9 protein-coding genes and 1 pseudogene are annotated in these 14,097 nt (G+C 72.0%); 4 read left to right on the top strand and 6 right to left on the bottom strand.

The annotated features are described in order from the left end of the window. Window positions 1-49 precede the first annotated feature (49 nt). A complete protein-coding gene (locus STROP_RS14635; RefSeq protein WP_012014136.1) occupies window positions 50-2,170 on the bottom strand; it encodes an MMPL family transporter in 2,121 nt (706 codons plus the stop codon). A 332-nt stretch (window positions 2,171-2,502) separates the two neighbouring features. Here STROP_RS14635 and STROP_RS14630 point away from each other — a divergent pair, with 332 nt between their 5' ends. Both STROP_RS14630 and STROP_RS14625 read left to right on the top strand, forming a co-directional pair. Then, complete coding sequence (locus STROP_RS14630) at window positions 2,503-3,390, top strand: phosphatase PAP2 family protein (protein ID WP_020678935.1); 888 nt, start codon at window positions 2,503-2,505, stop codon at window positions 3,388-3,390. 3 nt (window positions 3,391-3,393) lie between these two features. Next, complete coding sequence (locus tag STROP_RS14625; RefSeq protein ID WP_012014134.1) at window positions 3,394-4,095, top strand: maleylpyruvate isomerase N-terminal domain-containing protein; 702 nt, start codon at window positions 3,394-3,396, stop codon at window positions 4,093-4,095. Between the two features lie 60 nt (window positions 4,096-4,155). Here STROP_RS14625 and STROP_RS14620 read toward each other — a convergent pair whose 3' ends face one another. Further along, a complete protein-coding gene (locus STROP_RS14620; RefSeq protein WP_012014133.1) occupies window positions 4,156-5,034 on the bottom strand; it encodes a DUF1028 domain-containing protein in 879 nt (292 codons plus the stop codon). Window positions 5,035-5,135: 101 nt separating this feature from the next. Here STROP_RS14620 and STROP_RS14615 point away from each other — a divergent pair, with 101 nt between their 5' ends. Both STROP_RS14615 and STROP_RS14610 read left to right on the top strand, forming a co-directional pair. Further along, entirely contained in the window at window positions 5,136-6,110 is a 975-nt protein-coding gene (locus tag STROP_RS14615; protein WP_028564535.1) for an LLM class F420-dependent oxidoreductase, read from the top strand. Then, window positions 6,107-7,063 (top strand): SDR family oxidoreductase, encoded by a 957-nt coding sequence (locus tag STROP_RS14610; protein ID WP_012014131.1) that lies wholly within the window; start codon window positions 6,107-6,109, stop codon window positions 7,061-7,063. The genes STROP_RS14615 and STROP_RS14610 overlap by 4 nt, the downstream gene beginning before the upstream one ends. 517 nt (window positions 7,064-7,580) lie before the next feature. On the opposite strand, the pseudogene STROP_RS25770 reads toward STROP_RS14610, so the two are convergent. From STROP_RS25770 to STROP_RS14595, 4 genes and pseudogenes are all read right to left on the bottom strand, one after another. Beyond that, window positions 7,581-9,203, bottom strand: a pseudogene (locus STROP_RS25770) (transglutaminase TgpA family protein); the annotation flags it as partial. Between the two features lie 2 nt (window positions 9,204-9,205). Beyond that, window positions 9,206-10,369 (bottom strand): DUF58 domain-containing protein, encoded by a 1,164-nt coding sequence (locus tag STROP_RS14605; protein WP_012014129.1) that lies wholly within the window; start codon window positions 10,367-10,369, stop codon window positions 9,206-9,208. 3 nt (window positions 10,370-10,372) lie between these two features. Further along, window positions 10,373-11,368, bottom strand: a complete 996-nt coding sequence (locus STROP_RS14600) for an AAA family ATPase (RefSeq protein ID WP_012014128.1) — start codon at window positions 11,366-11,368, stop codon at window positions 10,373-10,375. A gap of 26 nt (window positions 11,369-11,394) precedes the next feature. Further along, window positions 11,395-13,989 carry a fibronectin type III domain-containing protein gene (locus tag STROP_RS14595; RefSeq protein WP_012014127.1) on the bottom strand — a complete coding sequence of 865 codons (2,595 nt, stop codon included), beginning with the start codon at window positions 13,987-13,989 and terminating at the stop codon, window positions 11,395-11,397. Window positions 13,990-14,097: the final 108 nt, after the last annotated feature.

Genomic DNA, 14,097 nt, shown 5'->3' with positions numbered 1-14,097 from the left:
CCGTCCCCGCCCACAACCGGGGCGACGGCCGGTACGCCTGCCGTTTCGGTCAATCGGTGCCGGGCGGGCCACCGCCGCTTCGCTCAAGCCGGCTCGGCCACCAGATTCGGCGACCAACGTCATGGGCGAGGGCTGGCACCAGCAGGGAGCGCACCACAATGGTGTCGATGAGAAGCCCGATCGGAAGGGCGATGCCCAACTCCACCAGGATTCGAACCGGGAGCACGGTCAGCGCCGCGAAGGTCGCCGCGAGCACGAAGCCGGCTGAGGTGATCACACCTCCGGTTACGGTGAGTGCGGACAGTACGCCACGGCGGGTGCCCAACCGTTCGGACTCCTGCCGAACCCGACTCATCAGAAAGACGTTGTAGTCGACCCCCAGTGCAACGAGGAAGACGAATGCGAACAGGAGGAACTCCGGGTCCACCTTGGGGATGTTGAGCAGGTAGCGAAAGATCAGCACGCAGATGCCCACGGTGGCGGTGTAGGAGAGCACCACGGTCAGGACCAGGAGCATCGGTGCGAGCAGAGCGCGCAACAACACCGCCAGGCAGAGCAGGATCACGACCAAAACGACCGGAAAGATGACCTGCTGATCCCGGTCGGCGGCGTTGGCCGTGTCCACATTTGTTGCGGTGAAGCCGCCTACCACGGAGTCGGAGCCGGGCACCGCGTGGACGGCGGTGCGGAGCCGACGCAGGGTCTGCTCGGCGCTGTCACCGTCCGGCGCGTCGCTCATGGTCGCGTTGAGCTGAGCCCGACCGTTGACGACCTTCGGTGCGGCCCCTGGTTCCGGAGCTGTCGTCGAGGCCCCACCCGCCGCGGTGACCGGTGCCACGGAGGTGATCCCCGACACCTGACGTGCCGCCGCGGTGACCTGGTCAACGGTCTCCGCGTTGGTCACGATGATGGCCGGGCTGCCAGTACCGCCGGGGTAGTGCTGGTCAAGCAGACGCTGCCCGCTGACCGCCGACCGATTTCCGGAGAACAGCAGGTCATCCTGGTTGATCGCCTGCTTTCCAAGCTGCGTGACCCCGATCGCGGCCACGCCGAGGCCGATGGCGGCGGTCACCCAGACGAGTCGGTCTCGTCGGCGGATGAGACGGGCGACCGGTATCCAGAACCGGTGCGAACCGGTCGTCGCGGCCCGCTGCTCTGGGCGCGGGATTCGCGGCCAGAACACCCGCCGCCCACCCAGGACGAGCAGGGCGGGGAGGAAGGTGAGCATCACCAGCAGCGTGCAGGCGATGCCGATGGCGGAGACCGGTCCGAGGGAGCGAGTGGAGCTGAGCACCGACAACAGCAGGGCGAGGAGGCCGAGGATGACCGTCGAGCCGGAGGCGACGATCGCCGGAGCGGCACCGCGCCACGCCACCTTCATCGCGTCAACGGGGCGTGCCCTCCTGGTCAACTCCTCCCGATAGCGGGCAATGAGTAGCAGCGCGTAATCGGTGCCCGCGCCGAAGACCAGCACCGTGAGGATCCCCCGCGACTCCCCACTGAGCTTGATCACATCTGCGTCGGCCAGCCAGTACACGAAGACCGTGGCCAACACGTACGAGAGCCCGGCGGCGATCAGCGGAAGCGCCCACAAGACCGGACTACGGTAGATGATCAGCAGGACGACCAGCACCGCACCCAGGGTGACGACCAGCAACTCGCCGCCCACCCCAGCCAACACCGTGATCAGGTCGCCACGTAAGGCGGCCGGGCCGGTGACCTCGATGGTCAGTCCGTCCTGGTCGCCGCCGGTGATGGCGCGCAGCTGATCGATGACGTCGTTCTCCGCCTGCCCCACGGCGTTGTCGATCGGGACAACCAGCAGCAGGGCCTGTCCGTCCTGGCTCTGGACGGGCGGAGCGAGCGGCCCGACAACCCACTGCACCTGACCGAAGCGGGTCAGGTCTGACATCGCCTGTTGCTGGTCGTCCGCGGTCACCCCGGACGAGCGCTCGTAGACCACCACGGCGGGCGTGGTGTTCGCGCCGGTGATGTCACGACTGCCATTCTCCGCCTGCTGTGACTCCGCACTAGCGGGAAGAAACGTCTGGAAGTTGTCGGTCTCCACCTCGCCGAGGCGGCCGGGGAACGAGTGGGCCAGGCCGCCGATCACCAGCCACCCGAGGGTCACCACCACCGCGATCACGGTGCCGAAGTGGCGAGAAGGCATCGCGGCCCCCGTCAACGATCGGCTTGCTGGCGCCGGTGGTCCGACCTGCCGCGCGGTCGCGCGATCAGCACCCCCGACCGTAGTGCCCTCCGCTCACTCGTGCGCGAGTGCACGGCCGGATCTGACATAAGTTGACTATCTGGTGTGTTGGCCGCTCGCACTCGGACTTCCCGCGGTTCTCCGCTGTTCAGGTGAAAGCCGTGACCTCGGCACCGGCGCAGGGGAACCGGCGCCCGGGGGATGGCACCTCTGCGGAAGCTCGGTAAGGTCTGGTCGCGGCCCGCGCGAACAGTGGGGTCACCCCGGTAGCCGGCCTCACCTGCCGTTAGGTTGTGCGGGTGCGTGACACGGCGGGGCGGTGGACGGTGGTCTGGTTGGTCGTGCTGGCGCTGGCGCAGACAGCCGCCCTCATCACGGTGTGGCGTACCGCCGTGCACACCGAGCTCGGCCAGTGGTTCGACACGGTCGCCCTCACCGGTAACCGGATCGGCCAGGATCGCATCGACGGACTGGTCAACCGCATCCTCAACGCCATGTCGGTGGCGGCGCTGCTGGCTGCCACCGCTGTGATCGGGTTCATCGCGCTGATCCGTGGACGCGTCGCGCTCGCGGTCACCGCCACCCTGCTCATCGTCGGCGCCAACCTCACCACGCAGGCGCTCAAGTACAGCCTCGCCCGGCCTGACTTCGGCATTGACCCGCAACGGATCTTTGCCGGCAACAGCCTGCCCAGCGGCCACGCCACCGTCGCCGCCTCGTTCGCGGTGGCGCTGGTCCTCGTCCTGCCCCCGACCGTGCGGGTCCTGGGCGCGTTGTTCGGCACCGGTTACGCCGCCGCCGTCGGAGTGGCCACCCTCTCCGCCGGGTGGCACCGACCGAGCGACGCCATCGCCGCGTACCTGGTGGTCGGGGTCTGGACGGCGCTCGGCGGGCTGGCACTGCTGATCATGCAGCGCGAACGGGCGGAGGCCGACCCCGGCGACGCGCACCGGCTCGCCGCCGTGCTGCTCGGTGCGGGCGGCGTGCTCGCGGTCGTCGCCTGTGGTCTCGCCCTGGCCTGGCTCGCCGACGGCCCCCGGGTTGCCCCGAACGAGTTGGGCCGCCGGCCCCTCTTTGTCGGGTACGCGGGCGGTGCCGCCGGGATCGCCGGCACGATGGGCATCGTCATGGCCCTGGTCCTGGTCAGCGTGCACCGGCTCGTCCCCCGGAACGCGGGCTGAGCCGTGGTGGAGCAGCCCGTCGGTGACCCGCCGGAGCTCGCGCCGGTACGGGCGGCGTTTCGGGACGAGTGTGTCCGGCTCGCCGCCGAGCTGCGTGACCTGACCGAGGCCGACCTGGACCGGCCCACCAACTGCCCGCCGTGGACCGTCCGGGACCTGCTCGCCCACGTGCACACCGGCGTCGGCCGGCTCGCCGGGATGCTCGCCGATCCCGCCCCACCCCACGCGCAGGTCGACGCCGCCGGCTACTTCGGCGCGGCAAAGTTCACCCCGCCGGTGGACGCCGATCGCATCGAAGGTGGTCACCGAGTGGGACGGCTCCTGGGTGCCACGGCGTTCGCCGACGACCTGGACCGAGCCTGGCGGGCCACCCTCGATGCGGTCGATGCGCAGCCCCCCGGTCGGGTGGTCCGCACCCGGCACGGCGACGCGATGACAATGGTGGAGTTCCTGCGTACCCGGGTGGTCGAGGTGGGGGTGCACGGCCTCGACCTGGCCGCGGCGCTTGACCGGCGACCGTGGCTGACCCCGGCCGCCGCCACCGTCGTGGCCGACCTGCTCACCGGTGGCCGTCCGGTGCCGGCCGCCCTGGGCTGGGACCGGCTGACCCTGATCCGCAAGACGACCGGCCGGCTCCCGTTGACGTCCGCGGAGCAGGCAACCGTTGCCGCCGTTGATTTCCGCTGGCTGAGCTTCGCGCCCTGACCAGCACCGGCGCGGTCAGGGCGGGAGGCCGCCCTGCCGCTGGGCTCGGCGTCAGCCGGCTCAGGACGCGGGCGGGGTGCCGGCAGCGCGGGGCGCGGGAACGTGCGGGGCGGCCCGGCGCAGCTGCTCCAGCACGACCGGGTCGATCCGGCCCGGTACCAGTCGCCGCTCCAGATTCTCCAGGCCCGCCCAAGCGACCAGCGCCTCCTGCGGAGCGGCCGGATCGGCGGGGTGCCCGAGCGCGGTGAGCAGACCCGCCACCTCGACCGCGAGCGTTCCGGTGAGAGTCAACAGGGTGCCCGGGTCGGGGCGGCTGAACAGTCGAGTGTGTGTGGCGAGGAGCCGGCCCAACTCGGCGACCGGATCCGGGTGGTCGTCGACCCGCAGATCGATCAGGGTGTCACCGGTGCCGGCGTACCCGGCGCCCCGCTCGACGACCAACAGCCCGGCACTCTGCCGCCCGCGCCGGTCCCCACCCGCCTCGTCCCCAGCGCGCAGCGCGGCCAGGAGCCGCTGTGGGAACGGTAGCCCCAGGCCACCGAGCCAGCCGTCGCGGACCTCGTCGATTACATGCGGACCGGCGAGAATGTTGCCCTGCGCAGCCCAGCCGTCCCCGGACTGCCCGCCCGCCCAGGCGCGACAGGCCGGCCCGGTCCAGCAGGCACCCGGGCCGGTCGCCCCCACGACACCGAGCTGGCGGTGGTCGCGTTCGTCGTCGGCGGCCACGAGTCCGGCGACTACGCCCGCCGCGCCAACCCCGGTCCGTAGCAGCGCCAAGCCCTGCGGCCGGTAGGCCAGGTTCACGTGCGCCTGGGTGGCGATCGCGCCCACCTCGGCCTCCGCGGCCGGCACCAGCGCCCCGGCGGCGAGGAACCGGCTGGCCACGACGACTCCGTGCAGTCGGCCGTCGGCGGAGCGGGCGACGAGGGAGAAAGTCACGAGCCGCAGCGTAGCGCGGTGACCGGGCAGGGAAGCCAGACCCAGATCTTGCCCACCGCCCGCCGGCCGGACATCATCGATCGATGACGACGCGATGGGGCATGACGGTACCGTTGAGCGGGATCCCGCTGGCCGACCACGCCGCGGTCTACCGCGCACTCGACCAGGCCGGCTTCACCGATGTGTGGTCGGCCGAGGTGACCGGGGCGGACGCCTTCACGCCGCTGGCGCTGGCCGCCGCCTGGGCGCCGCGGCTGCGGCTGGGCACGGCGGTGACACCGGTCTTCACCCGAGGACCAGGTCTGCTCGCGATGAGCGCTGCCGCGCTCGCCGAGACCGCCCCCGATCGGTTCGCCCTCGGCATCGGCGCGTCATCGCCGGTGATCGTCCAGGATTGGAACGCCGGCGAGTTCAGCGAGCCGTACCGACGCACCCGTGACGTGCTCCGCTTCCTGCGCGCTGCCCTGGCCGGAAACACCGTCGACGGAGCGTACGACACCTTCGCCGTCCGGCGCTTCACCCTGGAACGCCCGCCGGCCGTACCCCCGTCGCTGCTGCTCGCCGCGCTGCGCCCCGGCATGCTGCGGCTCGCCGCCACCGAAGCCGACGGCGTGATCCTCAACTGGCTCGCCGCCACCGACCTACCGCAGGTGCTGGGCGCGCTCGGCCGGCGTCGCGCCGGCTTCGAGGTCGTCGCGAGGATCTTTGTCTGCCCGACCACGGACGCCGGGTACGCCCGCGCGCTGGGTCGCCGGCTCATCACCAGCTACCTGACCGTCCCGGCGTACGCGGAGTTCCACCGCTGGCTGGGGCGCGCCGAGGTCTTTGATCCGATGTGGACGGCATGGGCCGCGGGAGACCGGCGGGGCGCCGGTGCGGTGGTACCGGACGAGGTGGTGGACGCGCTCGTCCTGCACGGCAGCCCACAGGAGTGCCGGGCCCAGGTGCAGCGGTACGCCGCGGCCGGGGTTGACGTCCCCGTACTGGCGCTGCTGCCGACCCCCGAGCTGGCCGCGGGCGAGGCAACGGCGCTCCTCGACGTGATCGCCGGGCTGGGTGGGGGCGAGCCCCGATGAACCTCACCGACCGGGTGGCGGTGATCACCGGTGGGGCCGGGGGGATCGGGTCCGCGCTGGCCCGCCGGTTCGCGGCGGAGGGAGCGGCGGCCGTGGTGGTGGCTGACCTGGACGCCGGGGCCGCCCGCGCGGTCGCCGACGCGGTCGGCCCCCTCGCCCAGCCTGTCGGTGTGGACGTCACCGACGAGGAGCAGGTCCACGCGCTGGTCGCCGAGACCGAGCGGCGCTACGGGCGCATCGACCTGTTCTGCGCCAACGCTGGCGTGGCCACCGGTGGGGGAGTGGCCGCCCCGGACGCCGACTGGGATCGGGCCTGGCGGGTCAACGTGCTCTCCCACGTCTACACCGCCCGGGCGGTGCTGCCGGCGATGCTCGCCCACGGTTCCGGGCACCTGCTCATGACCTGCTCAGCAGCGGGTGTGCTGACCTCGGTGGGGGACGCGCCCTACGCGGCCACGAAGCATGCCGCGGTCGCCTTCGCCGAATGGCTCGCCATCACCTACCGAGATCGGGGTATCCGGGTCAGTGCGCTCTGCCCGCAGGGCGTGGACACCCCGATGCTCTCCGAAGGACTGGCCGCGGGGCACCTGGCAGCGCGGGTCGTCGCCGCCTCCGGCACGGTGCTCACCCCGGACCAGGTGGCCGCCGCGGTGGTCACCGGGCTTGCCGAGGAACGGTTCCTGATCCTGCCGCACCCGGAGGTCGCCGAGTACGCCCGCCGACGCGCCGAGGATCCCGACGGCTGGCAGGCCGGGCTGCGTAAACTCGTTCGCCGGCTGACCGGGACGACCGTCAGGCCCGCGCGTTCCGCCGGCGCCGATCCGCCCGGTCCCGACCCAGCGGACCAGGGTGGACCGGCCACAGCAGACGGCGCCACCAGGGACGGGCCCCCCGCAGCGCCGCCACATACGCCCGGGCGATCGCAGCGGCCCGCTCCGCCTGCTGATCAGTGATCGTGCCCGGGGCGAAGGCCACCCGGTTGAGCAGGTCCGCCAACTCCGTGACCCCCACCGCCGCGACCGGCGCCGGCTCACCACCGGCCCCGTGGGCACTCGCCAACACGTCGCGCGCCACCACGGCGACCTCGGTGGCGGCCAGATCACCGGTGGCCGGGTGCCCGGCGAGCCGCAGCGCGTCGGTCACCTCCCGCCAGGCACCGCCCACCCGCTCGCCCGGGGGGCCCCGCTCCAGCCGGCCCCGGCTCAGCGCCCGGCGTAGCCACAGCAACGTCAGCAGCAGCATCGCCACCAGGACAAGCCCACCCCCGACGGCGGCACCAGCCACCAGCAGCACCGACGGTGGCCCGTCGCCGGCATCCGCCGGGCCGTCCGATGCGCCCGAGGCCTGTGGAGTGACCGCCGGCTCCGCGCTCGGCTCCGGCTCCGGCTCCGGCGGCTCCTCGGGTGGCGGACGCAACGCCTCCTCGACCGGCCGGGGCTCGGTGTCCGGCTGGGGCAGGGGATCAAACGGTATCCAGCCCAGCCCGTCGAACAACACCTCCGGCCAGGCGTACGCATCCCCGGCCCGCACCGGCCCGTCACCCGACGGCCGGAAACCGACCACCACCCGGGTCGGCAGCCCCACCAGCCGGCCCAGCACCGCGAACGCCGCCGCGAACTGCTCCGACGTGCCCCGCTGCCCACCCGCGTTGCGCGGGCCGAACAGGAAGAACTCCAGATTCGGGTACGCGTGCCCACTCGGCGCGTCCGGGACCAGCAGGTAGTGCTCGGCGAGGAACTGCTCCACGGCGGCAGCCCGTGTGTACGGAGCACCGGCCGACTCGCTGAGCTGCTCCGCCAGCTGGCGCAGCGACTCCGGTACCCCGTCGGCCACCCGCAGCACCCGAGCCACCTCCGCGCCGGCCGGCACATCCGCCATGGCCAGCAGGTTGACCTCCGGCCGCTCCTGGGCGGACGTCACGGTGTACCGCAGCCCCGGGGTCAGCCCTTCCGGGTGAATCAGGGTCCCGGTCGCCGGGTCGTACGCCACCCGCGCCCCGGCTACCTCCCGCGGGGTGGCGATGGCCGGCAACAACCGCCCGGTCAACTCGGCGACGGTGAGCTCCTGGCGTACCGTCTCCACGATGCTCCCCGGGGCGGCAGCCGTCTCCGGGAGGATCCGGCCAGCGGTGCGGTATGTCGCGCCGACCTGCCACGTAACCCCGTCGTAGTCACTGAGCACCGCCAGCCGGATCCGTGCCGGGGCTACGGTCGGGTCCGCGTCGTCTGTCGACTGGGTCGTCACGTCCAGCAGCTTCTGATCCGGGTGCAGGGCCCAACCCGAGATGCGGATCAACGGGCTCTCGTCCAGCGAGTCCACCCGGGGTGGCTCCACATAGCGGCGTGGGTCGACCGGCCGACCTCCGATCATGCCGGCGAGCGCTGGACCGAGCAGGACCGCCAGTGCCACCACGACCGCCACACCGGCCGTCGACGCCCCGACGAGCCGGATCCGCGTCACCGCGCGAGCCTTCGGCGGCAGCCCCGCCATCCGATCCGCCGTGGCCGGCCGGACACGTCCCGGTAGGGCGAGCCCGAGCACCGCCACCGTCACGAAGACCAGCGTCGGCCGTGTCGCCGGTTCGGCGTTCGGCCCAACCAGGTATACGGCGCCCGCATAGAGCAGCACCGGGGGCAGGTACCCGAGCAGCACCCGGCCTGCCCGCAACGTCACCTCACTGGCAGCCAACCCGGCCAACCAGGCGGCGACCACCGGAACGAGGACCGTGTCCGGCGTCGGCTCAACCGGAATCATCGCGGTCAACAGCCGGGGAATGCCGTTGCGGGCGGCCTCGCCAGTGATCTCCGCCAGCGGGCCGGACAGGTCGGCGCGGTCGGCGGCAAGCCGCAACGACCACAGCGTCCACGCCGCCAGGCCGAGGACCGACAGCGGGGCCACCAGCCACGACGGCAACCGCCGACAGACCACACTCACCAGCACCGAGCCGATCGCGGCACCGGCTACCAGAAGCGTGAGCAGACCCCCGGCGTACATCCGCCCGAGGACGACCCCGGCCAGCGCCACCAGCACGACCAACACCACCGCCAGCGGCAGATCCGAGGTCAGGAGCGAGCTCCTGGCGCGTTCGGGCATCCTCACCATCGCCGCACTCGATCCCACTCGGCGGCGAACGCGGCCCCGTCCGCCGCGTCGATCACCACCATGCCGGTTGCCGGCGGCTGTGCCGGCTCCGCCGCCCCGAAAACCCCGACGACCACCGACGGGTACGCGCCGCGCAGCGCACCGAACCGGCCGAGCGTCTCCCGCCCGCCCGGGCCAGTGAGCGCGATCAGCGTGTCGCCGAGGCGGTCCCCCCGCAGCCGGGTCAGCATGGCGTCAAGGGTGTCGGCACCGAGTCCCGCCGCCGCGAGCCGGTCCAGCGGGCCCACCACCTCGGAATCCGGCGCACCCGCCGGGCTGACCGCCTCCTCCGAGGCCACCAGCACCAGCACCACCGGCAGGTCGGCCCGGTACGCGGCGGTCAGCACCGACGCCGCCGCCTCACACGCCGCCTCGAACGACTCCGCCAGACCGGCGACCCGCTGTGGATGAGCCACCGCCCGGTTGTCCAGCAACACGACCAGGCGAGGCAGGCTGGTGTCCACGTTCTCCCGGACCATCAGCTCCCCCACCCGCGCGCTGGTCCGCCAGTGCACCCGGCGCAGCTCGTCCCCGACCACGTACTCCCGCAGTGAGTCGAAGGTGATCGAACCATGCGGGACGGAATCCACCCGGCCGTCCAGGCTGCGCCCCGCGCCGGTGGGCACCACGGACAGCGGATGGACCCGCGGATGTACCCACACCGGCACCGTCTCGCCGTACGGGCGCGACAGCGACACCAGACCCAGCGGGTCACGCCGGGTCACCCGTAGCGGCCCCACCGGCACCACACCCCGGCGAGTCGTCGGCACGTCGTACCGGGCCGTGGTGTCCTTCCCCGGTCGCAGCCGCAACACCGGCACCGGCACCGGCACCCCACCACAGCGGTCCTCGGCGACCAGGTTCGCCGACCGAAGCCGGCCACTGTTGTGCACGGTCACCGTCATCGTCGCCGGCTCACCGCGCCCCACCCGATCCGGCTCGGCCCGGCGGACCACCGCCAACCGGGGCCGCCACGCGGCAACGGCCAACGCGTAGCCGCCCGCGGTCGCCCCCGCCGCGCCCAGCAGCGCCAACTCCGGGTACGCGAACCGGAAGCCCGCCGCCAGCAGGGCAGCGGCAGCGACAAACAACCCGATCCCCCGGGCGGTGACCCCCACCGCTCAGCCGCGGACCGTAGCGGCCTGCCCAGACGGGAGCGGCACCGGCACCGAGGCGACGGCCTGGCGCAGCACCTCCGTCGAGGTCACCCCCCGCACCTGCGCGTCCGGAGTCAGGAGCAGCCGATGCGCGAAGACGGGCTCAGCCAGCAGCTTCAAATCCTCCGGCATGATCCAACCCCGTCCGTCGATCAGCGCGTACGCGCAGGCCGCCCGCGTCAACGCGATCACCCCACGCGGGCTCACTCCCACCCGGACCTGCCGATGGTCCCGGGTCGCCGCGGCGATCCGCACCGCGTACGCGTACAACGGCTCGGCGATGTGCACCCGGCGAGCCATCTGCACCATTCCCTCGACCGTCGCGGTGTCCGTGACCGGGGTCAGCGCCTCGGGGGAACGCGCCGTCGCACCCCGCAGCACCTCCACCTCGACCGCCTCATCCGGGTAGCCGACCGACAACTTCACCAGGAACCGGTCCAACTGCGCCTCCGGCAGCCGGTATGTGCCGTCCATCTCCACCGGGTTCTGCGTCGCCACCACCAGGAACGGCTGCGGAACGGGATGCCGCACCCCGTCCACCGTCACCGTGCGCTCCTCCATCACCTCCAGCAGTGCCGACTGGGTCTTCGGCGAGGCCCGGTTGATCTCGTCGGCGATGACGATGTTGGCGAAGACCGGCCCCGGATGAAACTCGAACTCCCGAGTGGCCTGGTTGTAGATCGTCACCCCGGACACATCCGACGGCAGCAGGTCCGGGGTGAACTGGATCCGCCGCCACTGGCCCTGCACCGTAGCGGCGACAGCCCGGGCCAGCGTCGTCTTGCCGACCCCCGGCACATCCTCCAGCAGCACGTGACCCTGCGCGAAGAGAGCGGTCAGGGCCAACCGGACCACCTCCGGCTTGCCCAGGACGACCGCGTTGATGTTCTCGGCCAGCCGGGCGGCGAGGGCGGCGAAGCCCTGCACCTCCGACTGGCTGAGCAGCTCGGGGGAACTCACGCTGGTGCTCCTTGCCTGGCGTCGGGTCAGCAGGTCGGCAGGACGTTGATGTCGTCACCACCGTCGAGGTTCAGCCAGGCCCACGGAATGTAGTTGCGCCCCTGGTAGTCGACCTGCACCCACCACGTGCTGCGCTTGTCCCCGTTGTAGATGTAGGCGTACACCTCTTCACCCGCCTGCCGGCAGTACGCCTTCAACCGCGTGCCCGGCTTGGCCCACCCGACCTGCCGGTTGTCCTGCCACGGCGTCGCGAAGACCTCGTTGCCGTTGCGGCCGTCTACGTCGGCGTCACAATACGTCGCCTCGTCCCCGGAGTCGCCGTTGTTGCAGGTCGCCGTCCCGTACAGCACCGCGGTCGACTGCGCTCGGGTCGCGCTGCCCGGGCCGGCCGCGTTCGTCGCCGTCACCGTGAACGTGTATGCCGTGCTCGGCGTCAGGCCGGACAACGTGATCCGGGAACACGGGCCGGACTTCGCCGGCTTGCCGCCGGTGCTCAACACACAGGTTGCCTTGCCACCACCCGCGTCCACAGTAAAGTTCACCGTCACCGCCGTGGCGGTCGCTGACGAACCGGTCACCGTCACCCGCGGCGCGGCCACGGTCCGCGCGGTGACCGTCGCCTCCGGCCCCGGCCCAGCCTCGTTGACCGCCCGCACCCTGACCGTTACCTGCTGCCCGTCACCCAGCCCGCTGACCGTCGTCCGAGTGTCGGTCACCTCGATCTGCTGACCACCCACGACCACCAGGTACGCGGTCACCGGCCGGCCATTCGCCGCTGCCGGCCCCCACTGCACCGCGACCGTCCCCGGCTGATCCGCCACCGTCGTGGCCTGTGGTTCCACCGGCTTCCCCGGCGGCGCGTGCGGCACCACCGTGTTACTCACCGGCGAGGCCTCCGATCCAGCGCCCTTGTCATTGACCGCGACGACCGAGAACGCGTACTGCCGGCCGAACTCCAACTCGCCCGCCGGCACCACCAGCTCCGTCCCAGTCGCCTCCCCGGCCAGGGAGTTCGTGCCGGCCGAGGTGGCCGTCACCACGTACCGGGCGATCGTGTTGCCCTGCCCATCCGCCGCCGGCCAGCGCACCGCGACCGTCCCGTCCGGGCGCGCCTCGGCGCTCGCGCTCGCCGGCGGATCCGGCACCTCCGCCGTCGGCGTCACCGGGTTACTGCTCCTAGCCGGACCGTCCCCCTTGGCGTTGACCGCGAACACGGAGAACGCGTACGTCTCCCCGTTGGTCAGCCCCTTGACTTCCACCGCCCGCTGGTTGGCGCCGACCTCGACCCGCTGCCCACCGCCACTCACCACGTACTTGATGATGTCGGCGCCGTTGGAAGCGGCAGCTCGCCAGCTCACCCGGGCCTGGGCATCACCAGCCGCCGCGGTGACCGCCTGCGGTGGACCCGGCCGGCTCTCCTTCGGCTTCTTCGGTGGGGGTGGCGGTGGGGGAACGGGTGGTGGGTCACCCCCCAACACGTCGTTGGCGTACTTGTCGACCTCCCGCATCCGGTGCCGGTCGTCCACCACCTGGGCGGTCGACGAGTCCGGAGCGTTGATGAACAGGTGGTTCTCCCGAACCTCCAGCTCAAGCGGACCAGCCGGCGCGCCGGACATCGAATCGACCATCCGGCCGGAGTCGTCGAGCACGTAGACGGTGCCGGTGGCCTCGTCGGCACAGTAGAACCGGCCCGCCCACGACACCGCCGGGCTGAGGTCGCCCCCATCGCCGGGCACCGTGAAGTTCGTCACCACCCCGTCGGTAACCACGTACACCTGCCGTTGCGACGGCACCGTCACCGGCACCGCTGACCCGTTGGTGCGGGCGGGCAGCACCGCCGGTGCGGAGGTCGCCAGCGGCGTCTGCGTCACGTCCCCCTGGCGCACCATGATCAGTGAACCCGCCGTGCGGTCGAGAACCGCCACCCCATCATCCAGAGTGGAAACCATCAACTCGTGATGCGGCTCGGTCACGTCGTACGTCTCGATCAGCTCCGGGCCCAGGCCCCCCTCAGGGAAGGCCGACAGCGACGCCAGCGGCGCAGCGCTGATCGCCGAGACGGTCCCCTCACTCGGCACGGCGATCCACAACCGACCCGCACCATCAAAGGAACCGCCGGTGATGCCCGGGGGAAAGTGGACCGACTTGCCGACCGGTGTCAGCGATCGCGGGTCGAGCTGCCGGACGACACCCTGCACCGCGTCCACGACGAACGCCGCCTCCTCGTGCAGCACGACGTTCACCCCGAGACCGGGCGTGGTGGGGGAGGTCGCGAGGATCCGCAATGTGGCGAGATCCAACGAGCTGACCCGGCCCGTGCTCAGATCCCGCAGAACGAGCAGCCGGTCGGTCTGGGCGACCTGTACCGGATGCTGTCGCGCACCCGGAACCTCCAGCCGGGTGTCCACCCGCGCCGTCACCCCGTTGACCCGAGCCAACTCACCTCGGGCACTGCTCCACAACCAGGAACTGGCGTCGAAGGTGGCCACCGCATTGTCAGCGGTACCCACCCCGAGCACAGTGAGCCCCATTGCGGCCAGCAGCGCCGTCACAGTGGCGATGGTGACCAGCCCACCGCGAAACCGGCGGCGCGGAGTCACGACATCATCGACGGTGGCCACAACCAGTTGCCTCCCCGTATCGTTTGAGCAGGTGACGGGTCCGAAGACGGCGGCCCTCCCGGAAGTCGGGTGCCATCATATTTGGCTGTGCAACAGCGAGGGAACCCG

This window comes from Salinispora tropica CNB-440 (assembly GCF_000016425.1).
Taxonomy (GTDB): Bacteria; Actinomycetota; Actinomycetes; order Mycobacteriales; family Micromonosporaceae; genus Micromonospora; species Micromonospora tropica.
The sequence above is the reverse complement of the archived record's forward strand: the minus strand, read 5'-3'. Positions and strand labels throughout refer to the sequence as shown.